Annotated in this window: 22 protein-coding genes, 1 other RNA gene and 1 pseudogene; 8 read left to right on the top strand and 16 right to left on the bottom strand. The window is 63.5% G+C overall.

What is annotated here, in order from left to right; translation table 11 throughout:
* Positions 1 to 97: 97 nt before the first annotated feature.
* The 4 genes from M1D34_RS01230 to ruvC all read right to left on the bottom strand — a co-directional run bounded on the left by M1D34_RS01230 (position 98) and on the right by ruvC (position 3,418).
* Positions 98 to 1,000, bottom strand: coding sequence for a metallophosphoesterase (locus tag M1D34_RS01230; RefSeq protein WP_498780289.1), 903 nt, complete (start codon positions 998 to 1,000; stop codon positions 98 to 100).
* A gap of 1 nt (position 1,001) precedes the next feature.
* On the bottom strand, positions 1,002 to 2,042 hold the full coding sequence (gene ruvB, locus M1D34_RS01225) for a Holliday junction branch migration DNA helicase RuvB (RefSeq protein WP_028003134.1): 1,041 nt from the start codon (positions 2,040 to 2,042) through the stop codon (positions 1,002 to 1,004).
* A gap of 171 nt (positions 2,043 to 2,213) precedes the next feature.
* Positions 2,214 to 2,831, bottom strand: a complete 618-nt coding sequence (gene ruvA, locus M1D34_RS01220; RefSeq protein ID WP_003535964.1) for a Holliday junction branch migration protein RuvA — start codon at positions 2,829 to 2,831, stop codon at positions 2,214 to 2,216.
* A gap of 74 nt (positions 2,832 to 2,905) precedes the next feature.
* Positions 2,906 to 3,418 carry a crossover junction endodeoxyribonuclease RuvC gene (ruvC, locus tag M1D34_RS01215; RefSeq protein ID WP_027993294.1) on the bottom strand — a complete coding sequence of 171 codons (513 nt, stop codon included), beginning with the start codon at positions 3,416 to 3,418 and terminating at the stop codon, positions 2,906 to 2,908.
* A gap of 168 nt (positions 3,419 to 3,586) precedes the next feature.
* Between ruvC and M1D34_RS01210 the strand changes: the two genes are divergently transcribed.
* Positions 3,587 to 4,576 carry an LLM class flavin-dependent oxidoreductase gene (locus M1D34_RS01210; RefSeq protein ID WP_028011257.1) on the top strand — a complete coding sequence of 330 codons (990 nt, stop codon included), beginning with the start codon at positions 3,587 to 3,589 and terminating at the stop codon, positions 4,574 to 4,576.
* 193 nt (positions 4,577 to 4,769) lie between these two features.
* Here the strand turns inward: M1D34_RS01210 and M1D34_RS01205 are convergent, their stop codons facing one another.
* The 7 genes from M1D34_RS01205 to M1D34_RS01175 all read right to left on the bottom strand — a co-directional run bounded on the left by M1D34_RS01205 (position 4,770) and on the right by M1D34_RS01175 (position 13,235).
* The gene (locus M1D34_RS01205; RefSeq protein WP_010970171.1) at positions 4,770 to 5,516 is read right to left on the bottom strand and encodes a YebC/PmpR family DNA-binding transcriptional regulator; all 747 of its coding nucleotides are present in this window, start codon (positions 5,514 to 5,516) and stop codon (positions 4,770 to 4,772) included.
* A gap of 116 nt (positions 5,517 to 5,632) precedes the next feature.
* A complete protein-coding gene (locus M1D34_RS01200; protein ID WP_003535971.1) occupies positions 5,633 to 6,466 on the bottom strand; it encodes an MBL fold metallo-hydrolase in 834 nt (277 codons plus the stop codon).
* A 172-nt stretch (positions 6,467 to 6,638) separates the two neighbouring features.
* Positions 6,639 to 9,815: an efflux RND transporter permease subunit gene (locus M1D34_RS01195; protein WP_028003133.1), complete on the bottom strand. Its 3,177-nt coding sequence runs from the start codon at positions 9,813 to 9,815 to the stop codon at positions 6,639 to 6,641.
* The gene (locus M1D34_RS01190) at positions 9,812 to 10,969 is read right to left on the bottom strand and encodes an efflux RND transporter periplasmic adaptor subunit (RefSeq protein ID WP_003535976.1); all 1,158 of its coding nucleotides are present in this window, start codon (positions 10,967 to 10,969) and stop codon (positions 9,812 to 9,814) included. The genes M1D34_RS01195 and M1D34_RS01190 overlap by 4 nt, the downstream gene beginning before the upstream one ends.
* Before the next feature lie 352 nt (positions 10,970 to 11,321).
* On the bottom strand, positions 11,322 to 12,146 hold the full coding sequence (locus M1D34_RS01185) for a TIGR00282 family metallophosphoesterase (RefSeq protein WP_003535977.1): 825 nt from the start codon (positions 12,144 to 12,146) through the stop codon (positions 11,322 to 11,324).
* A gap of 108 nt (positions 12,147 to 12,254) precedes the next feature.
* Positions 12,255 to 12,836, bottom strand: a complete 582-nt coding sequence (locus tag M1D34_RS01180) for a 5-formyltetrahydrofolate cyclo-ligase (protein WP_027993298.1) — start codon at positions 12,834 to 12,836, stop codon at positions 12,255 to 12,257.
* Between the two features lie 165 nt (positions 12,837 to 13,001).
* Positions 13,002 to 13,235, bottom strand: coding sequence for a hypothetical protein (locus M1D34_RS01175; protein WP_498780284.1), 234 nt, complete (start codon positions 13,233 to 13,235; stop codon positions 13,002 to 13,004).
* Positions 13,236 to 13,310: 75 nt separating this feature from the next.
* Between M1D34_RS01175 and M1D34_RS01170 the strand changes: the two are divergent.
* Positions 13,311 to 14,135: pseudogene (locus M1D34_RS01170) on the top strand (LysR family transcriptional regulator); the annotation flags it as partial.
* A gap of 90 nt (positions 14,136 to 14,225) precedes the next feature.
* Here M1D34_RS01170 and ssrS read toward each other — a convergent pair.
* The 3 genes from ssrS to M1D34_RS01155 form a co-directional block, all read right to left on the bottom strand.
* Positions 14,226 to 14,384: non-coding RNA, 6S RNA (ssrS, locus tag M1D34_RS01165), on the bottom strand.
* An 84-nt stretch (positions 14,385 to 14,468) separates the two neighbouring features.
* Positions 14,469 to 14,846, bottom strand: a complete 378-nt coding sequence (locus M1D34_RS01160; RefSeq protein ID WP_003535985.1) for a cell division protein ZapA — start codon at positions 14,844 to 14,846, stop codon at positions 14,469 to 14,471.
* Between the two features lie 12 nt (positions 14,847 to 14,858).
* Positions 14,859 to 15,128: a DUF4164 domain-containing protein gene (locus M1D34_RS01155; protein ID WP_003535987.1), complete on the bottom strand. Its 270-nt coding sequence runs from the start codon at positions 15,126 to 15,128 to the stop codon at positions 14,859 to 14,861.
* Positions 15,129 to 15,527: 399 nt separating this feature from the next.
* Between M1D34_RS01155 and tkt the strand changes: the two genes are divergently transcribed.
* The 6 genes from tkt to M1D34_RS01125 all read left to right on the top strand — a co-directional run bounded on the left by tkt (position 15,528) and on the right by M1D34_RS01125 (position 23,237).
* Positions 15,528 to 17,510, top strand: coding sequence for a transketolase (gene tkt, locus M1D34_RS01150; protein ID WP_003535989.1), 1,983 nt, complete (start codon positions 15,528 to 15,530; stop codon positions 17,508 to 17,510).
* A gap of 69 nt (positions 17,511 to 17,579) precedes the next feature.
* The gene (gene gap, locus M1D34_RS01145; RefSeq protein ID WP_003535991.1) at positions 17,580 to 18,590 is read left to right on the top strand and encodes a type I glyceraldehyde-3-phosphate dehydrogenase; all 1,011 of its coding nucleotides are present in this window, start codon (positions 17,580 to 17,582) and stop codon (positions 18,588 to 18,590) included.
* 5 nt (positions 18,591 to 18,595) lie between these two features.
* A complete protein-coding gene (locus tag M1D34_RS01140) occupies positions 18,596 to 19,186 on the top strand; it encodes a putative glycolipid-binding domain-containing protein (protein WP_010970178.1) in 591 nt (196 codons plus the stop codon).
* Positions 19,186 to 20,385 carry a phosphoglycerate kinase gene (locus tag M1D34_RS01135; RefSeq protein WP_003535994.1) on the top strand — a complete coding sequence of 400 codons (1,200 nt, stop codon included), beginning with the start codon at positions 19,186 to 19,188 and terminating at the stop codon, positions 20,383 to 20,385. Before M1D34_RS01140 ends, M1D34_RS01135 begins: the two co-directional genes overlap by 1 nt.
* A 734-nt stretch (positions 20,386 to 21,119) precedes the next feature.
* Positions 21,120 to 22,145, top strand: a complete 1,026-nt coding sequence (locus M1D34_RS01130; RefSeq protein ID WP_498780279.1) for a class I fructose-bisphosphate aldolase — start codon at positions 21,120 to 21,122, stop codon at positions 22,143 to 22,145.
* A gap of 174 nt (positions 22,146 to 22,319) precedes the next feature.
* The gene (locus M1D34_RS01125; protein WP_010970180.1) at positions 22,320 to 23,237 is read left to right on the top strand and encodes a PhzF family phenazine biosynthesis protein; all 918 of its coding nucleotides are present in this window, start codon (positions 22,320 to 22,322) and stop codon (positions 23,235 to 23,237) included.
* A 12-nt stretch (positions 23,238 to 23,249) separates the two neighbouring features.
* Here the strand turns inward: M1D34_RS01125 and M1D34_RS01120 are convergent, their stop codons facing one another.
* Both M1D34_RS01120 and M1D34_RS01115 read right to left on the bottom strand, forming a co-directional pair.
* A complete protein-coding gene (locus tag M1D34_RS01120) occupies positions 23,250 to 25,154 on the bottom strand; it encodes a TPR end-of-group domain-containing protein (protein ID WP_010970181.1) in 1,905 nt (634 codons plus the stop codon).
* A 145-nt stretch (positions 25,155 to 25,299) separates the two neighbouring features.
* Positions 25,300 to 25,455, bottom strand: coding sequence for a hypothetical protein (locus M1D34_RS01115; protein ID WP_003536010.1), 156 nt, complete (start codon positions 25,453 to 25,455; stop codon positions 25,300 to 25,302).
* Positions 25,456 to 25,474 lie beyond the last annotated feature (19 nt).

Below are 25,474 nucleotides of genomic sequence, written 5' to 3'. Positions count from 1 at the left end.
ATGCGCGGCCGATATTGGTTGCAATGACGAAACCGCGAGTCCCTTCTCCCCGCATGCGGGGAGAAGGTGGCGGCAGCCGGATGAGGGGCAATTCCGGTCATCCGAGATCGACGACCACAATTTCCGGCGGCACGCCGAAACGGATCGGTGCGATGGAGCAGCCAAGGCCGCCCGAGACGATGAGGTTGCGATCTCCCTCGACAATATGACCATAGGCGTACCGGTCGCCGAAACGCGATGGCACGACGGGCGAGTGGCCGGCAAAGCGCACCTGTCCGCCATGCGTGTGACCGGATAGTGTCAATGCCACCCGCGAGGGCACCTTCGGAAAAATATCCGGCTCGTGCGCGAGCAGTATCACAGGCGCCTCGTCCGTCACCTGTGCAAGCGTGCCATCGAGATCGTCGAGGCCGCCCATCCACGCGCGTTTCCATTTCCGTCCCGGCAGAAGCGCAAGCTGGTCCTCGAGCCCTGCGAGCCAGAAGGGGAAGCCGCTCTTCTCAAGGCGGACCGCGCGATTGCTGTACACCTGAATGCCGACGCCGGCCAATGCCCGATGGCCGAAGGTATCGCCGCCGCCGTTCTTCTGGGCGGTCCTGTCTTCCCACCAATCATGATTTCCCATGATCGCATGGACGCCGAGGGGTGCCCTGAGCGTGGCAAGCGCCTTCGACCACTCGCTCGAATGGACATAGCGCGTCACGAGATTCATGCCGGAAGCGTAGTCGCCGAGAAGGACCGTCACGTCGCCGCCGAGTCCGTTGGCGCGCTCGCATATGGATGCGATGCGGCGCGCAGACATCCAGGGTTCGCAGGCATGAATATCCGCGAGCGCGACCAGGCGGAGCTTCAGGCCGGGGCTCCAGCCGGGTGGCGTCAGGGCGTAGCGGGCCACCCTCAGACGCGCAAGCGGTTCGATGCCGAAGGCGTAGCTGCCCAGGGCCACGGCGCTCACCAATCCACCGCCGAGGACCTTCATGAAGCCCCGCCGGGTGTTCATTTCAGTCGTCCTCGAGCGTCAGCCGGAATTGGCTTGCCTCGACATCCCGTGGCGGATTGAGGCCGAGATGCTTCCAGGCATTCGCCGTGAGCACGCGGCCACGCGGCGTGCGCTGGATGAAGCCCTGCTGGATCAGATAGGGCTCGATGATGTCTTCGATCGCGTCGCGCGGCTCGGAAAGCCCGGCGGCGATCGTCTCGATCCCCACCGGCCCGCCGCCGAAATTCTGGGCGATCATCGTCAGGTAGCGCCGGTCGAGCTGGTCGAGACCCATGCTGTCGACGAGCAGCCGGGTCAGCGCCTCGTCGGCAATCTCTAGCGTCACGGCCTCCGCCCGTGCGACCTCGGCGAAGTCGCGCACCCGGCGCAGGAGGCGGCCGGCGATGCGGGGCGTGCCGCGCGCGCGGCGGGCAATCTCGCGCGCGCCTTCGTCGGTCATGCCGAGACCCATCAGCCGCGCGCCACGCCGGACGATCAGTTCCAACTCCTCGACCGTATAGAAATTGAGCCGCACGGGGATGCCGAAGCGATCGCGCAGCGGCGTCGTCAGCAGTCCGAGGCGCGTCGTCGCCGCCACTAGGGTGAACTTTGCGAGATCGATCTTCACCGAACGAGCCGCCGGCCCCTCGCCGATGATGAGGTCGAGCTGGAAATCCTCCATGGCCGGGTAGAGGATTTCCTCGACGGCCGGATTGAGGCGGTGGATTTCATCGATGAAGAGCACGTCGCGCTCTTCGAGATTGGTGAGCAGCGCCGCAAGGTCACCGGCCTTGGCGATCACCGGGCCGGAAGTCGAGCGAAAATTGACGCCGAGCTCCTTCGCCATGATCTGCGCCAGCGTCGTCTTGCCGAGCCCGGGCGGGCCGACGAAGAGCACGTGGTCGAGCGCTTCGCCGCGGTTGCGCGCCGCTTCGATGAAGATCTTCAGATTGGCGCGCGCTTCAGCCTGGCCGGTGAACTCGTCGAGCGTCTGCGGGCGCATGGTCGCATCGAGGTCTTCGCCTCGCTTTTCCGGCGCGATCAGACGTGCGGCTTCGCTCATGTCATTGCTTCCGTTTCGGGCTGTCCGCGGCCATAGGGGTGCCGGCGTTGAGGCCGGTCACCGCCGCTGCCGCGCTCAACCATAATAGGGGCGCCCGGATCAATCCAGCGAGAACGGCCAGCGTCCCTCTACTCCAATGCTTTTGTGGCCGCAGGAAGGCTCGCCGCGTCCTCACCGCGACAGCTCCTTCAAGCCCAGGCGGATCAGCTTGGCGCTGTCGCCGCCCTCCCCGCCGTTTTTCAGCGCAGCCGCAACGGCGTTGGCCGCCTGGTCTCGCGAATAGCCGAGATTGGTGAGCGCCGAGACCGCGTCCGCAACCGGCGCTGCGGCAACGCCTTCGCCGAGCTCCTGCTTGAGGCCGATAGACGGTGCCATCTCGCCGGCGAAGGCCGGAGCCTTGTTCTTGAGTTCGGTGACGATGCGCACGGCAACTTTCGGACCCACGCCCGGCGCGCGCGAGATCGACGTCTTGTCCTGCAAGGCGATGGCATTGGCGAGTTCCCCGGGGGTCAGCGTGGAGAGCACCGCCAGCGCCACCTTGGATCCCACACCCTGAACGCTCTGAAGCAGGCGGAACCATTCGCGCTCCAACGCGCTCAGAAACCCGAACAGCTTCAGCTGATCCTCGCGCACATAGGTCTCGATGAAGAGCACGGCCGCCTCTCCGGCGCTTCCGAGCTTTCCGAGCGTGCGCGCTGAGCAATGGGCGACATACCCGACCCCATGCACGTCGAGAACCACGTGATCCTCGCCGATCTCGTCTATCGTGCCCTTGAGCTTGCCAATCATCCGGTTGCCCTCCAACGCCCTTTGACCTGCCGGCCAGAGGGCGTATCGCTTGCCGTCATATTCATTCGCACGACCTACCCCGCAAGCGCCGCAAGGCGGCTCGTGACTGCCTGCCTGTTATGGGCGTGGCAGATGGCGATGGCGAGCGCGTCGGCGGCATCGTTGCCTTTGAACTCGGCCTTGGGCATCAGGACTTTCAACATCATGTGTATCTGCTGCTTTTCGCCGTGGCCGACGCCGATCACGGCCTTCTTGACGGCGTTCGGCGCATATTCCGCGACCCTCAAGCCCGCCCGGGCCGGCACCAGCATGGCGATGCCGCGCGCCTGGCCGAGCTTCAGCGTGGCGGTCGCATCCTTGTTGACGAAGGTCTGTTCGACAGCGGCCTCGTGCGGCTGGTAGCCGTGCACCACCTCGGCAAGCCCGTCATGCAACTGGCAGAGGCGGGAGGCAAGATCCATCTCGCCATCGGAAGTGACGGTGCCGGAAGCGACGAAACGCAGCGAATTGCCGAGCGTTTCGATGACCCCCCAGCCGGTGCGCCTCAAGCCCGGATCGATGCCGATGATGCGAATCGTATTCTGCATGCTTCACCCTATTTCGGTCGGCGGGACGCTGCCAGCAAAAAGTGAACAAAACAAAAACATTGCACAGAAATGGCCGCGCACTGCCTAAAAGCGCCGGGGCACCCTTGGCGTAAGGAAACTTGAACCTACATTGCGGAAGATCAATTTCTCTTAATTGAAAGCCTCGCCATGATCCCCTTTTCCATTCTCGACCTGTCGCCGATCACCGAAGGGGGCAGCATCGCAGAGTCGCTCGAAAATTCGCGGCGGCTGGCAATCGCGGCGGAGGAGAATGGCTATCAGCGCTTCTGGCTGGCCGAACACCATGGCATGAAGGGCATTGCCAGCGCCGCGACGTCTCTCGTGATTTCGCATGTGGCTTCGGCCACGCGGACGATCCGCGTCGGCTCAGGTGGCATCATGCTGCCCAACCATTCACCGCTCGTCATCGCCGAGCAATTCGGCACGCTTGCGGCGCTTTACCCCGGCCGCATCGATCTCGGCCTCGGCCGCGCGCCCGGCACGGACATGAGAACGGCGCAGGCGCTCCGCCGCAACATGGAGGCGAGCGCCAACAATTTCCCCAACGATGTCGTGGAACTGCAGGCGCTGCTCGGCCCGGCGACCGAAGACCAGAAGATCATCGCCGTTCCGGGCGCGGATTCGAACGTGCCGATCTGGCTGCTCGGTTCGAGCCATTTCAGCGCCCATCTCGCCGGCATGCTCGGCCTTCCCTTCGCCTTCGCCTCGCATTTCGCGCCGGACATGCTGCTTTCCGCGCTCGAAATATACCGCGAGCGCTTCACCCCGTCGCCACAGCTCGACAAGCCGCATGTCATGGTCGGAGTCATGGGCGTCGCAGCGGACACGGACGAGGAGGCGAACCACCTCTTCACCTCCATGCAGCAATCCTTCGTCGCGCTTCGCCGCAATGCGCGCGGGCGCTTCCCGCCGCCGGTCAAATCGATGGACGGCCTCTGGAGCCAGGACGAGAAGATTTTCGTCGACCACGCAATGAGCTACGCGGTGGTCGGCGGCCCCGAGACGATCCGCCGAAAGATCGAGGCATTTGTGGATCTCACCAGGGCGGACGAGCTGATCGTCTCGATGCCGATCTTCGACATGGAAGCGCGGTTGCGTTCGGTGAAGCTTTTCGGCGGGGTCCGAAGAACGGGTTGAGTGCTCTGATCCAACCGGCCCGATACGCCCCCCTCTGCCCTGCCGGGCATCTCCCGTCCTGCCCGACGGTGAACGCAGTGCGTGCACGCTGCCTAATTGAATTGAGTGGAACATCGCCGCTTGCCGATCTCCCCCCTTGCGGGCCTTGCGGGGGAGATGGCCGGCAGGCCAGAGGGGGGTACCCTTCCTCTCCTCAGGCCGAAAGCTTCGCCAGGACCTCGTCGGAGACCTCGAAGTTCGAGTAGACGTTCTGGACATCGTCGTCGTCTTCGAGATTGTCGATGAGCTTCATCAGCGACTGTGCCTTTTCCTCGTCGACCGGCACGGTATTCTGCGGCTTCCAGACCGCCTTCACGGTCTCCGCCTCGCCGAGCGCGCCTTCGAGGGCCTTCGACACCTCGCCGATATCCTCGAAACCGCAGGTGATCGTGTGGCCTTCCTCATCCGTCTCGACGTCGTCGGCACCCGCTTCGATCGCCGCTTCCATGACCTTGTCGGCGTCGCCGGCGGAGAGCTTGTAGGTGATTTCACCGACGCGATCGAAGGAGAAGGAAACCGAACCGGTTTCGCCGAGCGCTCCGCCCGCCTTGGTGAAGGTGGATCGTACGTTGGAGGCGGTGCGGTTGCGGTTGTCCGTCAGCGCCTCGACGATGACCGCGACGCCGCCCGGGCCGTAGCCCTCGTAGCGGACTTCTTCGTAATTCTCGGCATCGCCGCCCGCAGCCTTCTTGACCGCGCGCTCGATATTGTCCTTCGGCATCGACTGCGCCTTGGCGTTCTGGATCGCCAGACGCAGACGCGGATTCATCGTCGGGTCGGGAAGACCGGTTTTTGCTGCGACGGTGATTTCGCGCGCGAGCTTGGAAAACATTTTGGAGCGCACCGCATCCTGACGGCCCTTGCGGTGCATGATGTTCTTGAACTGTGAATGGCCAGCCATGACGCCCTCTGCATGCGTGATTTTGGTGAGATCGGGCGCCTTATAGTTTCATTGCCGCGTCCAGTCCAGCAGTCGCGTCGTGTTTTCAGGAGGCGGGAAATGCGCTGCAGCGGTCCTCAAACGCCCTGCAGGACATAGATGAGCGGTCTGCTCGGCAGGGAACGCAGCGACACCTTCACGGAAGGCTCCGTGGCGAAGCGCTTGTCGAAGTCATCGCCGAACATCGCCAGAAAGTCGTTGGTCATCGGCCTGTGCATCGGCAGGATCAGCGCCGAGCGCAGCCGCGAGACGACACGGCTCATGCTCTCCGCGCCCATCGTCAGCCCGCCGTCCACCGGCACCATGAGCACGTCGAGCCGGCCGATCTGCCGGTAATGGCTTTCGTCGAGCTCGTGGTGCAGATGGCCGAGATGGCCGATACAGAGCCCGGCAATCTCGAAAATGAAGATCGAATTGCCGTCCCGTTCCATGCCCTCGAAGCCTGAACGGATATCCGTCGTCACATTGCGGATATAGGCGTCGCCGACGACGAGGTCATGATCCGCCGGCTCGCCATTGTCGCCCCAGCCATGCAGGACATGCGCGATCGCCGGATCAGGCGCCAGGGTGTAGTGGCTGGAATGGGCCCTGTTCATCGTCGCCACCGTAGGCGGCGATGGGGTCCGGAACCAGCCGTTGTAGTCCGTGGCGATCGAAACCCCGCCCGGCGTTTCGATCAGGAAGGTCGAATGGCCGAGAAAGGTGATCGTCACCTCGCTCGTGTCGGCCGACGCCACCGGAGTGGCGTCGGCGGCCGAGAAGCTGGCGAACGTCGCCGCCGGCGTGGCTGCCGCGATCGCCTGGCATTGGCTCACATGGGCTTTCGCCTGCTGCGCGTGAGCCGGTGTCGGCCAGAGCGCATGGATGAGCCAGATGACGGTCAGGGTGTAGGCAAGGTATCGCAGCAGCATCCTTCACCTCTCACATATGGGGGATGAAAAACTTGCTCTCTCATTCCGCCCGCATCCCGCGTTGCCGCTCATGCCGGGCGGCAGGCAGGATCATTCAAGGTCGTGATCGCGTCCAGCGTCTAACGACGGACAACCGCTCACAATTACGTCATTGCCGATGCGCCTGGTCTCCTCACTCTCCCGGCGCCGGCGCCGGCGCAGCCGCCGGTGCGGGCTTGCGGCGCAGGGAGCGCAGGGCCACGTAGAAGACCGGCGTCAGGAACAGGCCGAGGAAGGTGACCCCGAGCATGCCGGCAAAGACCGCGGTACCGAGAGACTGGCGCATTTCGGCGCCGGGCCCCGTGGCGATGACCAGTGGCACGACGCCGAGAATGAAGGCGAAAGCGGTCATCAGGATCGGCCGCAGCCTGAGCCGGCTCGCATCGATCGCCGCCTCGATCGGCGTCTTGCCCTCCTCCTCGCCCTGGCGGGCGAATTCCACGATGAGGATCGCGTTCTTGGCGGCAAGACCGATAAGGACGATGAGCCCGATCTGGGTCAGCACGTTGTTGTCGAAGCCCCGGATCGAAACGCCGAGAAGTGCCGCGAGGACGGCAAGCGGCACGATCAGGATGATGGCCAGCGGCAGCACCCAGCTTTCATATTGCGCCGAGAGCGCCAGGAAGACGAAGACCACCGAAAGAGCGAAGATGAAGACCGCAGTGTTGCCGGTCTGGCGCTCCTGCAAAGCGAGTTCCGTCCATTCGAAGGTCGTGCCCTGCGGCAGGATCTGACCTGCAAGCGCTTCCATCTTGTCGAGGGCGCTGCCCGTCGAGACGCCCGGCGCGGGATTGCCCTGAACGGGAACCGAGACATACATGTTGTAGCGCTGGACGAGCGCCGGACCGCTCGTATCGCGGATTTCGACGAGCGTTCCGAGCGGCACGAGCGCGCCCGAGGCGGAGCGTACCTTGAGCGCGAGTATGTCCTCCCGCTCCAGCCGGAATTGCTGGTCGGCCTGGGCGCGGACCTGATAGACGCGGCCGAAGGCGTTGAAATCGTTGACGTAGGACGTCCCCAGATTGATCGAGAGCGTCTCGAAGATATTGGGGATCGGGACGTTCAGGGCCCGCGCCTTGTCGCGGTCGATCGCCAGGAAGAATTGCGGGCTGGAGGCCGTGAATGTGGTGAAGACGCCGGTCAGCCCCTCCGTCTGGTTGGCCGCTCCCATCATCTGATAGGCGAGCCCGAGCGCGCGGCGCATGTCGGCGCTCTGCCGGTCCATGATCTGCATCTTGAAGCCGCCCGAATTGCCGATGCCTCGCACGGAGGGTGGCGGAACGGCGATGATGAAAGCCTCCTGAATGCCTTGCATGGCACCGAAGATCTGGCCGATGATCTGTTCAGCACTCTGCTTTTGCTCGAGGCGTTCCTCGAAGCTGTCGAAGGGCGTGAAGATCACGCCGGAATTGGATGCATTGGTGAAGGTCGCGCCGTTGAAACCGGCAAAGGCGACCGCATCCTTGACGCCGGGTACCTCGCGGATCATCTCCGAGGCCCGCCGGACGACCGTATCGGTGCGCTCGAGAGAGGCGCCGTCGGGAAGCTGAATAACGACGATGGCATAGCCCTGGTCCATCGTGGGTATGAAGCCGCGGGGCACGACCTGCGCCATGTACCAGGTGGCTCCGAGCAGGGCGACGAAGACGAGGAGCGCCCCGGCCAGCGCGATCCGCGTCCTGACGAGGTGGCGCACCGTCCATGCATAGCCATCGGCCATGCGGTCGAAGCCGCGGTTGAAGCCGTTGGCAAACCCGCGGCCGAGCCGCGTCAGGGGATTGCGGCTCTCATGCTCGTGGTTCTCGTGCGGCCGCAACAGGATTGCGGCGAGCGCCGGCGAGAGCGTCAGGGAATTGACCGCGGAGATCACCGTCGCGACTGCGATCGTTACCGCGAATTGCAGGTAGAACTGCCCGGCAATACCGGGAATGAACGCGGTCGGCACGAACACAGCCGTCAGGACGAGCGAGATCGCGATGACCGCGGCGCCCACCTCGTCCATCGTCACATGCGCCGCCTCGCGCGGCGTCATCCCGCGCGCGAGGTTGCGCTCGACGTTCTCGACAACGACGATCGCGTCGTCGACCACGATGCCGATCGCGAGGACCAGACCGAAAAGCGTCAGCATGTTCAGCGAAAAACCGAAGGCATAGAGAAGCGCGAATGTGCCGACGAGCGAAACGGGGATGGCGACGATGGGAATGATCGCCGTGCGCCACGACTGCAGGAACACGATCACGACCAGGGCGACGAGAAGCGCGGCTTCCGCAATGGTCTTGTAGACCTCGTCGATGGATTCCGAGATGAATTCCGTCGGATTGTAGATGATCCTGTATTCGAGCCCTTCGGGAAAATCTCGCGAAAGTTCGGTCATCGTCGCCTGGATCGCATCGGCCGCAGCGAGCGCATTGCTGCCGGGGCGGGAGAAGATGCCGAGCGCGACGGCGGGGCTGCCGTTGAGATAGCTGTTGGTCACGTATTCGCGCGCACCGAGTTCGATGCGGGCGACGTCCTGCAACTGGACGAGCCTGCCCTCTTCGGTCGCTTTGACGATGACGTAGCGGAACTGACGAGCGTCGCTGAAGCGGCCGTCGGTGGTCACCGTATACTGAAAGGCGCTGTCGCTCGACATCGGCGGACCACCGATGGAGCCGCCCGAGACCTGGACGTTCTGCTCGCGCAGCGCGGAGACGACATCGCCTGCGGTCATGCCGTAGGCGGAGAGCTTCTGCGGGTCGAGCCAGATGCGCAGCGCATATTCACGCTCGCCGAACAGAAGAACGTCGCCGACTCCGTCCAGCCGGACCAATATGTCGCGGATGCGCGTGCGGGCGTAGTTGGAAACATAAAGCTGGTCGTAGCGGTCGTTCGGCGAAAGCAGATGAACGACCATCATCAGATCCGGCGAGCTCTTCGTCGTGGTGACGCCGATGCGCCGGACTTCCTCGGGAAGCCGGGGCTCGGCGATCGAAACACGGTTCTGCACCAGCACCTGTGCCTGATCGAGATCGGTCCCGAGCTTGAAGGTGATCGTCAGCGCCATCGAACCGTCAGCGGTGGCATAGGAGGACATGTAGAGCATGTTCTCCACGCCGTTGATCTCCTGCTCGAGCGGGGTAGCAACGGTATTGGCGACGGTCTCCGCATCCGCGCCCGGATAGGAGGCGCGCACGACGATGGTTGGCGGTGCGATCTCCGGATACTGCGCCACCGGAAGCTGAAAATAGGCGATGCTGCCGACGATCAGCAGAACGATCGATAGCACCGATGCGAAGATCGGTCTGTCGACAAAGAAATGCGCGAACCTCATTGGGCATTCTCCGCCGATTGCGCGGCCTCGGGGGGCAGGACGACGAGTTCGGGCTTGACCTTCACCCCCGGCCGGACGCGCATGAGGCCGTTGACGACGACTGTCTCGTCCCCCGTCAAGCCGCTGCGGATGACCCTGTAACCGTGGAGCCTCGGGCCAAGACGGACCGGTTTGGTGGCGACGCTGCCATCCTCGCCGACCACATAGACGATGCGTTCGTTCTGGTCGGCAGCGATTGCCTCGTCAGGGACGAGAACCGCTCGATAGGTATTCGAGCCTTCGACTTCCACACGCCCGAACAGGCCGGGCTGCAGGACGAATTTGGGGTTCGCAAAGCGGGCGCGCACCCGCATCGTGCCGGTCTCGTTGTCGACCCGGTTCTCGGCGAAATCGAGCTTGCCTTCGAAAGGCGGCTCGTTGGCATCGGCGATCGTGACGAGCACCGGGATGGAGCCGGCCCCTTCCTGCAGCGCGCTGCCGCGTTCCCGCGCCGTCCGCGCATAGGAAAGCAGCCGGCGCTCGTCGACATCGAAATAGAAATCGATCGGATCGAGCGAGACGATCGTCGTCAGTACCGTCTGGTCCGCCTGGACGAGATTGCCCGGGGAGATGAGCCGCCGGTCGACGCGGCCGCTCAGCGGCGCGGTGATGGTGGTGTAATCGAGATCGAGCTTGGCCCGCTCGACCGCCGCCTCGGCGCCGCGTACATTCGCCTGTGCCGAGAGCAGCGCCCGGCGGTCGTCGTCGAGCCTGGACACGGAGAGCGTGCCGGTTCCGGCGAGCGATTCCGTTCGCTTGAACGTGGTCTCCGCGAAGACGAGCGTCGATCGCGCTGCCTCGAGCGAGGCTTCCGCCTGGGAAAGAGCGGTGCGGAACGGGCGCTGGTCGATGACGAAGAGCTTGTCGCCCTTCTTCACCATGGCACCGTCGGTGAAGAAGACCTGATCGAGATAGCCTCCGACCCGCGCGCGGATCGAAACCTCGTCGACCGCCTCGAAGCGGCCGATGAATTCGTCGGCGTCGATGACGTCGCGCACGACCGGCTTGGCAACGGTCACCGTCGGCATCTGCGCGTCCTGCGCGACCGCCGGTGCCGAAACGAGAAGGGAGACGAATACGCCGGCGATGGCCGGCAGACGCCACTTTCGCAACATGCACGCTCTCCAAATTACCTGAACATCAGATCGCCGGCACCGGGGTCTGCAATTGGCGCGGCGACATTCCAATACCGGGGCGCTATAGCGACCTTTAAGCGTCCGACAGACGTGCGGCGCTCTAGGGCTCGGTTGCACTAAGGCGGGACGAGGGAAAGTATGGGCGCCTCCGCCCGCATCCCGCTTCAACTATTGGGCATGGAAACTTGCGAATAGCGGCCGCGTGGATTGCGGCTCTCATTTGGTCGCTAACCTGCCACCATTTGAAAGGTCTGTCACCCTTGAAAAAAGGCAATTCGGCAGAGGCAGAGCGCGGCAGGATTGCAGGTGGAGAAACAGAAAGCTCTGCCGCTCAAACCCAGAATTGCGGGATCGTCTCGGCCAGACGCGGGCCGATCCTGATCGGCGCGATCTTCTCCGCCAACCCCGTCCGGTCCGAAATCTCGATCCCGACGCCGCAGATGGTCGCCGGGCCGGATGCCGCTTCGAAGCGGCCCTTGGGCATCTTCGAGATGAAGCGGTTGAGCGGCTCTTCCTTGTCCATCCCCAAGGACGAGTCGTAGTCGCCGCACATGCCGGCATCGCTCATATAGCCGGTGCCACCGTTGAGTATCTGATGGTCCGCCGTCGGCACATGGGTGTGCGTGCCGACCACCAGGCTGGCACGCCCATCGACGAAGTGGCCGAAGCATTGCTTCTCGCTCGTCGCCTCCGCGTGAAAATCGAAGACGACTGCATCGGCCTGCTCGCCGAGCGGGCAGGCGTCAAGGATCGCCTCGGCCGTCTTGAAGGGATCGTCGAGCTCGGGATGCATGAAGACCCGCCCCATGACATTGGCAACCAGAACGCGTGCGCCGTTTCGCGCGAAGAAAAGATTGGAACCGCGACCCGGCGTCCCCGCAGGATAGTTTGCCGGCCGCAGGAACTGATCGTGCCGCTCGCAGAAGACCACCGCCTCCTTCTGATCCCAGACGTGATTGCCGGTGGTCACTACATCGGCGCCGGCGCTGATCGTCTCGAGAAAGATGTCTTCGGTGATGCCGAACCCGCCGGCTGCGTTCTCGCCATTGACGATGACGAAGTCGAGCTTGAGATCGCTCACGAGTCCCGGGAGGCGCTCCCAGACGGCCATGCGACCCGTCTTGCCCACCATATCCCCCAGAAACAGAAGTCGCATGCCGGTCAATCCCGCTTGGACCAAGGCAATTTGGATCGACACCAAATCATGCACGTGGTCGGTTCCATGAATTTAGACAGGATGTGGCGGAATCCGCGCAAAGTATCCTCATCCCGCTCTGAAATGCCGAAAACCGCTCTCCGTCAATACGGCGTCCAGCGCCACGTCGTGCGGTTCAGCCGGCACTGATGCCACTTCCTGGCAGTCGAATGCAATCCCGATCAGGCGCGGCATGTGGCCTTTGCGACGCAGCCGCTCGATCGCCCGATCATAATAGCCGGCGCCGTAGCCGATCCGATGGCCCACGGCATCGAAGGCCGAAAGCGGTACGAGCATGATGTCCGGATCGACTTCCGGCGCATCGGGGCCGGGACCGGTGGTGCCGAAACCGGTTTCGACGACTGCGATGCCGTCGAGCAATTCCCGGAAAACGATGGCCTTGCTGTCCAGGATCACCGGCAGGCAGAGGCGCGCACCGCGATCCCTGAGCCGCACCATCAGCGGCCGGACGTCGGCCTCCGAACGGATCGGCCAGAAGCCCGAGACGACATGTCCCGGATCGAGCGCGATAATGTCGCCGGCATGATCGGCCATGGCAAGGCTCGCCTCGATCCGCACTTCCGCCGGCATCGCATCGCGGAGCGCCAGCCGCTCCTTCCTCAACGCTGCCTTCAAATCCCTGGGTGACATCGAACCTTCCTTCCGGGCAGACCGAACCGCTTTTACATGATCGGAATGCCCCTGCCATAGCGCAAAACGGCCTCCGGCTGGAACCATGCGGCCGCCGCTTTTGCACTACTTCGCGACTCGTTCGCGTATCGCGACGCTTTATGGCGATTTCCCGATGGAGCTGATTTACAGCATCCAGTGCAGATGCCGAACCGCTTCACGCTGGCGCATGGCTTCCTCGCGCCAGAGACGATAGGTCTCCGGGATAGCTGCGTCTGCCAGCAGGTGCGGGTCGGCGCGACGGCTTACGATCGACCATTCCAGGTAAAGGGTGAGCCCCAGCCGCCAACGCGCAAACGCCGTCGCAAGCGACGGGGAGCTTCGAGCGGCAGGATGTGCTGGCACGACCAGAACGGGCATGGCGAGACCCTCGGAAGGAAAGCGACAGCCGCGATCCTCTCTCCTTTGTTGACATCTGACAAATGAATTGCAACCATGCCTGTCATCAGGTTTTCTTATGGCGACAGCATGTCAACTCCGCTCGACAGCGATCTGCTCAGAACCTTTCTCGCGGTCGCCGACACCGGCAACCTGACGCGGGCTGCCGATACGGTGCGGCGGACGCAGTCGGCCGTCAGCATGCAGATCCGCAAGCTCGAGGAACTCATCGGCTCGGCGCTTTTCGAACGCCATTCGCGCGGCGTCATACTGACCGATGACGGGCGGCGGCTCGCCGACAATGCGCGCCGCATCGTCTCTCTTCTCGACGACACCGCGGCGACCATGCGTTCGCCGGCGCTCGAGGGTTCGGTCCGGATCGGGATTTCGGAGGAATACGTCAACTCCACGCTTCCGAAGGCACTTGGCGCCTTCGCTGCCATTCATCCTGGCGTGGAGGTGACGGTGCGGCAGGAAACCTCCATGGCCAATTCGGCAGCGCTCGCCGCCGGAGAACTCGACATCGCCGTCGTCTTCGAGCCGGGCGGGCGCAGCCGGAACGAGGTCCTGATGGTGAACCCTACGGTCTGGGCGACCTGCGACCAGCACGGTGCCCATGAGCGCCGGCCGGTACCGATCGCGACCTATACCTATGCCGAAGGCGGCTGGTGCGACGAACTGGCCCGGCGGAGCCTGCAGAGCCGCGGCATAGAGTCTCGCATCGCATATGTGAGCCGCACGAGCGGCGGCCTCATCGCCGCCCTCATTTCGGGCCTTGCCATCGCACCCTTGTCGCGAACCGCCATACCGGCGGGGTGCAGGGAACTTACCGAGGAGGACGGCTTCGGCATCATCGACATGACCAATGTCGTGCTGCGGACGAGGCGCGGGAACCGGTCGCCGACGGTCGACGCGATGGCGGATGCCATCCGCCGAGCGTTCCGGGCACCGGCCGAGAAGGAAAAGGAAGAAGTGCGATCCACGACGACCGATGGATGATTTACGATCCCGGGTACCTACTAGGTAGGTGGGCACCGTATGCCCGGACCCACGGGTCCGGCCAGGGACAGTCCCCTTGAGATCGTGTATGGCCCCGGGGATTGTGGTTCCTGTCGGGAAGCGCAGATCGCCTGGCAGATATAGAGCGTCCCGGGGCTTTTCACCAGAGCCGGATGCGATGGAGCTGCATAATTTCTGCGAAATCGCAGGCGGGGCTCAATTTGCCGAGGGAGTCGGCCGCCCGTTGAGCTTGGCGGCGATATCCTGAATCTGCGCCGTCACTTCGCCGAGCGCCGAGGCAAGCGCCTCCTCGCTTCTCGTCTGATCCGAAAGCGCGGTATCGCGGCCTCTCTTCAGATCGTCCACTTCCGCTTCGATGCTCTTCAGCCGGCGATTGACCTCGCTCAACTCGTCCATGACCATGATCCCCGCCATGACGGTGATCCTGAGGTCGCCGATTTCGCCGAACTGGGCCTTCAGATGGCCGACATACTGGTCGAACCTGGTCGCGAGGTCGCCGAGGTGATCTTCCTGCCCTTCCTCGCAAGCCATGCGGTAGGCCTTGCCGTCGATCGTTACCGTCACCTGCGCCATACGTTCAGAACCTCAGCGATCCAGCACCGCGCGAATAGTCTCCATCGCCGTCACCAGACGACGGGATACCTCGCGATTGACCTCTTCCAACCGGTTGGCGCGGAATTGGGATTGGTCGAGTTCCTGCGCCAGGCGAGACCGGTCCTCGTTGACCCGCCTGACCTCGCCTTCGAACTCGCTCACATCCCTTTCCTTGTCGAAGCGGCCGTCGATCGCGATTTCAAGAGACTGAACCGCGTTGCGCAACTCGTCGATCGCCGCCTTGACCGTCTTTGCCGGCATGTCTTCCGATACCTCTCTAGGGGGAGCGGCTTCGCCCTGCCCTAAAACAAAGTGCGGAGCGCCTGCACCTTGCCTGGACGCGCCCCGCTCCAAGGCCGAATCGTAGAGCGTTCATCACTTCGGCCCTTTTCTTTTTAAACCTATTACGCAAGTCTCAACAATGCCAAGCGCGGCATTGAACTGCGGAAGCTGTGGATGGTCGATTTCGCCTCCCGAACCGGCCACCGACCGGCGGCGTTTCTGCCATCGAGAGACACCGCGCGGGGGCCGCCGCATTTGGTCGCGGAGGGCCCGTATTTATTGACTCGGCTCACGCACCTGCTATGTGTCTGCCGCTTCTCATGCGGTCTTTGGAGGATAGAGACCGTCCCCTGACCACCGAACGCAAACGGAACAGTCATGATCTCTCGCGAAAAACACGACCGGATGGCGAATGCAATCCGCTTCCTCTCCATGGACGCCGTCGAGAAGGCAAATTCCGGCCACCCTGGCCTCCCAATGGGCGCCGCCGATATCGCAACAGTGCTGTTCACCCGCTATCTGAGTTTCGACCCTAAAAACCCCGCCTGGCCGAACCGCGACCGCTTCGTCCTGTCGGCCGGCCACGGGTCCATGCTGCTCTATTCGCTGCTCTACCTCACGGGCTACGACGACATCACCATCGACGAGATCAAGAACTTCCGCCAGCTGGGTTCGCGCACGGCGGGTCACCCGGAATACGGCCACGCCGCCGGCATCGAGACGACCACTGGTCCGCTCGGCCAGGGCATTGCCAATTCCGTCGGCATGGCGATCGCCGAGCGCAAGCTGCGCGAGGAGTTCGGCAGCGAACTGATGGAGCATTATACCTATGTGCTCGCCGGCGACGGCTGCCTGATGGAAGGGATCAGTCAGGAAGCGATCGCGCTTGCCGGCCACCTGAAGCTCAACAAGCTGATCGTCTTCTGGGACGACAACAACATCTCGATCGACGGTCCGATCTCCATTGCCGACTCGACCGACCAGCACGCCCGCTTCCGCGCCAGCAAATGGCACACGATCGCCGTCGACGGCCATGATCCCGAAGCGATCGCCGCCGCGATCGAAGAGGCTCACAAGTCCGACAAGCCGACCATGATCGCCTGCAAGACCGTGATCGGCTTCGGTGCGCCGAACAAGGCCGGTACGCACAAGGTCCACGGCTCACCGCTCGGCGCCGAGGAAATCGCCGCCACCCGCAAGGCGCTCGGCTGGGAAGCCGAGGCGTTCACGGTTCCCTCCGACGTGCTCGACGCCTGGCGCATCGCAGGCCTGCGGTCGGCCAAGGCGCGCAAGGAATGGGAAGAACGGCTCGAAGCTGCTGAGGCGGAGAAGAAGGCGCAGTTCGTCCGCCGCTTCTCCGGCGAGCTCGAAGGCAGCCTCGCCTCGGCGATCGGCGCCTACAAGCAGAAGCTTGCCGAGACCAAGCCCTCGCCGGCGACGCGCAAGGCTTCGGAGGATGCGCTGGAAGTCATCAACGGCGTACTTGCCGAGACGATCGGCGGCTCTGCCGACCTGACCGGCTCCAACAATACCAAGACGAGCCAGACACACTCCATCACCCCGGACGATTTCTCCGGCCGCTACATCCACTACGGCGTGCGCGAGCACGGCATGGCGGCCGCAATGAACGGCATGGCGCTGCATGGCGGCCTCATCCCCTATTCCGGCGGCTTCCTGATCTTCTCGGATTATTGCCGCCCGTCGATCCGCCTTGCCGCGCTCATGGGCATCCGCGTCATCCACGTGCTCACGCATGATTCCATCGGTCTCGGCGAGGACGGGCCGACCCACCAGCCGGTCGAGCACATGGCCGCGCTTCGGGCCATCCCCAATCTCCTGATGTTCCGCCCCGCGGATGCGACGGAGACCGCCGAATGCTGGCAGCTCGCCCTGGAAAACCGCAAGCGCCCCTCCGGTCTTGCGCTCACCCGCCAGAACCTGATGGCGGTGCGCACGGAATACGAGGAACAGAACCTCTGCGCCCGCGGCGCCTATGACCTGATCTCCGCAAGCGATGCGCAGGTGACGATCTTCGCCACCGGCTCGGAAGTCGAGATCGCCGTCAAGGCCTGCCAGACGCTGACCGCCAAGGGCATCGCGACGCGCGTCGTCTCCGTCCCCTGCTTCGAGCTCTTCGCCGAGCAGAGCGAGGACTACCAGCAGGCGATCATCGGCACGTCGCCGGTCAAGATCGCCGTCGAAGCCGGCATCCGCCAGGGCTGGGACCACTTCATCGGCAACGATGGCATCTTCATCGGCATGTCGAGCTTCGGTGCTTCGGGCCCCTACAAGGATCTCTACAAGCACTTCGGCATTACGCCAGAAGTCGTGGTTGCGTCCGCCGAAGCCAAGCTGTCCTGACCAAGCCTGGAGGACATTCCCGGATGTCCTCCTTCCCACCACACGCATTCTGACAGGGAGAGACCCGATATGACAGTGAAAGTCGCCATCAACGGTTTTGGCCGCATCGGCCGCAACGTTCTCCGCGCCATCGTCGAATCCGGCCGCACGGACATCGAAGTCGTTGCCATCAACGACCTCGGTCCGGTCGAGACCAACGCTCACCTGCTGCGCTTCGATTCCATCCACGGCCGCTTTCCGGCCGACGTGAAGGTCGACGGCGACGCGATCGTCATCAACAACGGCAAGCCGATCAAGGTGACCGCGATCCGCAATCCGGCAGAACTGCCGCACAAGGAACTCGGCGTCGACATCGCGATGGAGTGCACCGGCATCTTCACCGCCCGCGACAAGGCAGCCGCTCATCTGGAAGCCGGCGCCAAGCGCGTCATCGTCTCGGCTCCGGCCGACGGCGCGGACCTGACCGTCGTCTACGGCGTCAACCACGACAAGCTGACGAAGGATCATCTCGTCATCTCCAACGCATCCTGCACGACCAACTGCCTGGTACCGGTCGCCAAGGTGCTGCACGATGCCGTCGGCATCGATCACGGCATGATGACGACGATCCACTCCTACACCAACGACCAGCCGTCGCTCGACCAGATGCACAAGGATCTCTACCGTGCACGCGCCGCGGCGCTGTCGATGATCCCGACCTCTACGGGAGCTGCAAAGGCGGTCGGTCTCGTGCTGCCGGAACTCAAGGGCAAGCTCGACGGTATCTCCGTGCGCGTCCCGACCCCGAACGTCTCGGTGGTCGACCTGAAGTTCGTCGCCAAGCGCGAGACGACCAAGGAGGAAATCAACGCGGCCATCAAGGCTGCCGCCGACGGTCCGCTCAAGGGCGTTCTCGGCTACACGCTCGCTCCGAACGTCTCGATCGACTTCAACCACGATCCGCGTTCCTCGGTCTTCCACATGGACCAGACCAAGGTGATGGAAGGCAAGTTCGTCTCGATCCTGTCCTGGTACGACAATGAATGGGGCTTCTCCAACCGCATGTCGGACACGGCGGTTGCCCTGAGCAAGCTCATCTAAGACCGATGTTCCGGGCTCTTTCCTCAACGACGGTGCGCTGGCGTCCGCTCGAAGGGGAAGGGCTTGAACATCTGACGCTCAGGACTATCGATACATCGCTCGGCGCGGCCATCCGCGCCGAAAGCGTTCTCATCGGCGAACGCGGCGCAACGGCCTATGGCGCCCGCTACCGAATCGACTGCGATGCCGGCTGGCGCGTCTTTTCCTTTCTCATAGAAACGACCCAAGGGCAGAGGCTGCACCTCATGTCCGATGGGCACGGCCATTGGCGCAAAGCAGACGGAACGGCCTTGCCGCAATTCGATGGCTGCGTCGATATCGACCTCGCCGGCACGCCCTTCACGAACACGCTGCCGATCCGCCGCCTGGGCCTCACCCGGCAATCCGGCACCGCCAGGCTCAACATGCTTTACGTGCCCTTCGACAGCTTCGAACCGACCGTCGACGGCCAGCATTATACCTGCCTCGATGACGGCAAGCTCTACCGCTACGAGGCGGCGGACGGCAGCTTCACGGCGGACCTGCCGGTGGACGAGGACGGCCTGGTCCTCGACTACCCTACCCTGTTCCAGAGACTATCACCGGAGACCATCTGATGACTTTCAAGACTCTCGACGATCTGACCGACATCGCCGGCAAGCGCGTTCTCGTGCGCGTCGATCTGAACGTGCCTGTCAAGGACGGCCAGGTGACCGACACCACCCGCATCGAACGCGTGGCGCCGACCATTCGCGAGCTCTCCGAGAAGGGCGCGAAAGTCGTTCTGCTCGCGCATTTCGGCCGGCCGAAGGGCGAGCCCGTCGCCGACATGTCGCTGAAGGCGATCGCCTCCGCCGTCGAGGAGATCCTCGACCAGCGCGTCTATTTCGCTGCCGACTGCATCGGCGACAAGGCCGCCAACGCCATTGCCGAATTGAACGACGGCGAAGTGCTGCTGCTCGAGAATACCCGCTTCCACAAGGGCGAGGAGAAGAACGATCCGGACTTCGTGACGGCGCTCGCCGCCAATGGCGACATCTATGTCAACGACGCCTTCTCCGCCGCCCATCGCGCCCACGCCTCGACTGAGGGGCTTGCCCATCACCTTCCCGCCTATGCCGGCCGCACCATGCAGGCGGAGCTCGAAGCGCTTGAAAAGGGGCTCGGCAATCCGAAGCGCCCGGTCGTCGCGATCGTCGGCGGCGCCAAGGTCTCGACCAAGATCGACCTTCTGCAGAACCTCGTGAAGAAGGTCGACGCGCTGGTCATCGGCGGCGGCATGGCCAACACCTTCCTCGCGGCGCAAGGCGTCGATGTCGGAAAGTCGCTCTGCGAGCACGATCTTGCGGAGACCGCCAAGGCCATCCTCGCGGCCGCCTCGGAAGCGGGATGCGCAATCGTGCTTCCGGTCGACGGCGTCGTTGCCCGTGAGTTCAAGGCCGGTGCCGACAACGAGGTCGTCGATATCAAGGCCATCCCTGCCGACGCCATGGTGCTTGACGTCGGGCCGAAATCGATCGAGGCCATCAACGAATGGATCTCGCGCGCCGAAACCCTCGTGTGGAATGGCCCGCTCGGCGCGTTCGAGATCGCGCCCTTCGACAGGGCGACCGTGGCGGCGGCGAAACACGCGGCAGCCCGCACCCGCGCCGGCTCGCTCGTCTCCGTCGCCGGCGGCGGCGACACGGTCGCAGCACTCAACCATGCCGAGGTCGCGGACGATTTCACCTATGTCTCGACCGCCGGCGGCGCCTTCCTCGAATGGATGGAAGGCAAGCCCTTGCCGGGCGTAGATGTTCTCCGGCAGCGGAACTGAGCTCGGCTTCAGCCCCTCATCCGGCCTGCCGGCCACCTTCTCCCCGCAAGCGGGGCGAAGGAGATTCGCGGCGACTTTCAGTCCCCTCTCCCCGTCGGAACGCTACGGCATGCACATATCTCTTGCGCGCCGGTGCGGCGGATACTGCTCATGAAAGGGATCCCTCGGGAACCCAACCGCCTCAACCCGCTCGGTCGGGATTGCCCCTCAACCGGCTGCCGCCACCTTCTCCCCGCAGGCGGGGAGAAGGGATATGCCGCGCCCGCTCGCGCCCTCGGGCGGACGGTGAATGCGGGGTTCAGTCGGCGCCGCTTGTCCCTTCTCCCCGCCTGCGGGGAGAAGGTGCCGGCAGGCGGATGAGGGGCGGGTGACCGCTAATGCCAATGTTAGCGCATACGGGTTTGATCCCATGGACCCATCCGCAAGCCTCGCTACTGTCCGCGAAGGGCTGGACAACAAGAGATATGTGCATGCCGTAGCGTCGGAACGGAGAGGATTAGGGTGAGGGGCTTTCGAGGAGAGCTTCTGACCTGACCATCAAAAATAATTATGCCTTTTCAAACGATTAAAATTATTTAAATCGTTTTAGCCCGTTTTACTGCCATTTTCCCGCACGGTATCTTCTGTTAACGCGCCTTTGTTCCTGAGGTGCGAACGACGCTTTCGCGCCTCAGTTCGAGATTGGATTCATTCGCTGTTCCGCTGGTGATCGGCGCTGTGTGTAGGAGAAGAATATGAGCGAAAGACTGGAAGACATTGCGGTTGCCATGGTCGCCAATGGCCGGGGCCTGCTCGCTGCAGACGAGTCGACCGCAACGATCAAGAAGCGCTTCGACAGCATCGGCCTGGAGTCCACCGAGAACTCGCGCCGCGACTATCGCGAGATGCTGCTGCGCTCGGACGATGCGATGCGCGAGTATATCTCCGGCGTCATCCTCTATGAGGAAACACTGTTCCAGAAGGCTGCCGACGGCACGCCCCTCGCCGACGTCATCCGCAACGCGGGCTCGATCCCGGGGATCAAGGTCGACACCGGTGCCAAGCCGATGGCCCATTTCCCGAATGAAACGATAACCGAAGGCCTCGACGGGCTCGCCGCCCGCCTCGCCAGATATCACGAGGCCGGCGCCCGCTTCGCCAAATGGCGGGGCGTGATCGCGATTTCCGACGCTCTCCCGACCTGGGGCGCGATCAGGGCCAATGCCCATGCGCTCGCCCGTTATGCCGCGCTCTGCCAGGAGGCGAAGATCGTACCGATCGTGGAGCCGGAAGTGCTGATGGATGGCGCCCCCGGCGATCACTCGATCGAGCGCTCGGAAGAAGTCACCGAATGGGTCCTGCGCACAGTCTTCGAGGAACTTGGCGAGCTCCGCGTCAGGCTCGAAGGCATGATCCTGAAGCCGAGCATGGTGATCGACGGCAAAAAAGCGCGCAACGCGTCCGTCGACGAGGTCGCCGAACGCACCATCAAGGTGCTGAAGCGCACCGTTCCGGCGGCTGTTCCGGGCATCGCCTTCCTCTCCGGCGGCCAATCGACCGAAGAGGCGACGGCCCACCTTTCGGCCATGAACGCAGCGCACGACCTGCCCTGGAAGCTTACCTTCTCCTATGGCCGGGCACTGCAGCAGGAAGCGCTCAATGCCTGGGGCGGAAAGTCGGAAAACGTCGCCGCCGGTCAGCGCGCCTTCGCCCATCGCGCCAAGATGTGCAGCCTCGCCGCCAAGGGAAGCTGGACGAAGGACTTCGAAAAGGCAGCCTAAGCGCCAAAATAGTCAGAGGGAGAGAGGAGAGGCCCGGTGACAGCGATGCCGCCGGGCCTTTTTGCATGGCGCCGCCTTGCTGCCCCGACAATTGTCAGGGAGACAAGTTCGCTGTTTCAGCAGCGCCGGCGACGACTTTAAATCTGCGCCATCTGCGACCGACCAGAGGGCCCCATGAGCACCGTCTCCTTCATTACCGTCGACGTCTTCACGGCCGAGCGTTTCGCCGGCAATCAGCTTGCCGTCATCCCGGATGCGCGGGGCTTGAGCGAGGCCCGGATGCAGGCGATCGCCACCGAGTTCGGCTATTCCGAAGTCACCTTCGTCCTTCCGCCCGAAAACCCGGAGAACACTGCGCGCGTGCGCATCTTCACGCCGACGACCGAAGTGCCTTTCGCCGGCCACCCGAATGTCGGCACGGCCTTCGTGCTCGGCCGGCAACAGGAAATCTTCGGCCGCAACCCGGGCGGCGCATTGCGTTTCGAGGAAAAGGCGGGCCTGGTCGAAGTGACCCTTCTCGGCAGTGACGGCATCGTCACGGGCGCAAGGATCGTCGCCCCGCAGGCGCTGCAAATCGGCCCCGCCATAGACGCCGCGACGATTGCCGCCTGCGCATCGCTGCGCCAGGACGACCTCATCGACCGAAATCATCCGCCGGTGCGCATTTCGGTCGGACTGCCCTTCTCCGTCGCTGAGGTGCGCGACGTTGAGGCCCTTTCGAGAGCCCGGCCGAACGTCTCGGCCTTCGAGGAGGCGAATATCCGCTATCCGCTTGCGGAAGACAGCTTCAGCCTGTTTCTCTATGCCCGCACGCGCGAGCGGCCCGGCCAGGTAAGGGCACGCATGTTCGCGCCGCTCGACAACGTCATCGAGGATCCGGCAACCGGCAGCGCTTCGGCGGCGCTCGGCGCTTACCTCGTCTCGCTGCTTCCCGCGGCCGACGCGGAGGTGGAACTCGTCATCGAACAGGGCGTGGAAATGGGGCGCCGCAGCCTCATCACGGTCGGTATCGACAAGAGGAACGGCACAATCCGCAAGGTCAGCGTCTCGGGCGACTGCGTTTCGGCGATGCGCGGCGAGATCGAGATCTGATCGCCGAACTATTCAGCGCCTCCCGCCCTTGCACTCTGCGAGTGCGTCGAGGAGCGCGCGGAAGCGCGGATCGTCGCGAATGAGGTCCAGGTCGGGGTCCTGATTGAACCACTGGACATGGTAGCTGGAGCTCTGCGGCACCACGGTTTCCAGCAGTTCCAGCGCACGTTCGCCCTCACCGAGGAGCGAATGGACGCAGGCTGCATTGTACTGCGCGACGATATCGTCCGGATCGATCGCCAGCGCGCGAGAAACCCATTCCTTCGCACGTTCCGCCTCGCCCATATGCGCTAGCGCCAATGCACCGCGATGCGCCGGGCTGGCATTCTCGGGGTTCCGCTCCATTGCGCTTTGCGCTCTTTCGATGCCGATCCGCGCCCAGCGCTGGCGCTCGGTCTCCATACCAAGCGACAGGTAGCAACCCATCAAATGGATCGGCGAAAAGTAATCGTCCGACCGGATTTCCGCCGCGCGCTCGAAGAATCCGATCGCTTCCCGGAATCGACCCTGCGCGAAGAGGAAACGGCCATAATATAGATTCGCCTCATAGAGCGAAGGGTCGAGCGCCAGAGCCTGGAGAAACTCACGGCTTGCTTCCTCCGTCTGGCCGTCGTGGTTCAATGCGAGCCCGCGCGAGGCATGCGCTTCCGCCAGGTTCGGATCGAGCGCGAGCGCCCTGGCGCTCATGTCGAGTATGCTCTCCAGCGGAAACTCCTTTTCGTGCCAGTCCCTGATCGCACATTCGCACTCGGCGATGCCGGCATAGGCCCGCGCATAGTTCGGGTCGAGTTCGACGGCCTTCAGGAACATGCGACGCGCGAGCAGCAGATAGGGCCGGGTCCAGGTATGGGAGAACTGGCGGCCGCGGAGATAGTAGGTATAGGCCTCGACCGAGGTCGTCGGGTCGCTTTCGATCGCCCTCTTCTCCTCCGGCAGAAGCTTTATCTTGAGCTGGTCGACGATGGCGTGCGTGATCTCGTCCTGAATCGCGAATATATCCGTTAGATCGCGGTCGTAACGATCGGCCCAGAGGTGCCCGCCGGTCTGCGCGTCGATCAACTGGCCGGTGATGCGCACGCGCCCGCCCGCCTTGCGCACGCTGCCTTCGAGGATGAAGCGAACGCCGAGTTCATGGGCGATCTGCTTAACCTTCACGGACTTGCCCTTGTAAGTGAAGACGGTGTTGCGGGCGACGACGTGCAGGCGCGAAATCTTCGAAAGATCGGTGATGACGTCCTCTGTGATACCGTCGGAGAAATATTCCTGCTCGGGATCATGGCTCATATTGGTGAAGGGCAGGACGGCGATCGATAATTCGTAACCGCGGTCGACCACGCCGGACGATTCCGCACGCTTGCCGAGCGAATTGTCGCCGAGGGACACCGTATAGACGCGAACGGTCGATGCGATGTTCTTCAGACTGTATTCGCCCTTATCGATGAAGCCGACATCGAGTCTCGAGCCGACATGGTCCCGCACGGAGGCAGAAACCGCGATGCCGGAAGGGTCGGCAAGCCCTTCGAGCCGCGCCGCGACATTGACGCCGTCGCCGAAGATGTCGCCGTCCTCGACGATCACGTCGCCGAGATGGATGCCGATCCTGAGCTCGATGCGCCTGCTCTTCGGCAAGCCCTCGTTGGCGGCGAGCATACCGCGCTGAATGGCGGCGGCACAGGCAACAGCGTTCACCACGCTCGAAAACTCGACGAGCATGCTGTCTCCTGCCAGCTTGACGATTCGGCCTTTATGATCGGCGATCCTGGGCTCCAGCAGCTCGCGGCGGTGGCGCTTCAGCGCCGCGAGCGTGCCGGCCTCATCCGCTCCCATGAGGCGGCTGTAGCCCACGACATCGGCTGCGAGAATGGCGGTGAGACGACGTTCCAACAGAGCCTCGATCTTCATCTTGTGGCCGAGCACGGTAATTTAACCTTTTCCTGTCGTCATGTCGTGCGGAGATAGAGCGACTTGGTGACGACAATAGCGCGGCCCTAGCCCAAGCTGCTGTTTCTCGGGGAACGCCGAGCCGCCGGAGAATCGAGATCCCGCGTGGCACGGCAGGAGTTCAAGGACGCACGAGCACCGTGACCATCATCACGACGATGGCGAAGACGGCAATCTTCCAGAAATCGCGGCGCTGCCTGAGGCCCGGAAAGCCGAGCGGCTTGATGAGCTGGACGCACATGGCCAGCAGCAGGAGAACCGTCAGTGCCTTTGACATTCGCTCATTTCCGGGAAGA

The organism is Ensifer sp. D2-11, from assembly GCF_054161295.1.
Note: the sequence above shows the minus strand (reverse complement) of the source record. Positions and strands in the feature narration are given on the sequence as shown.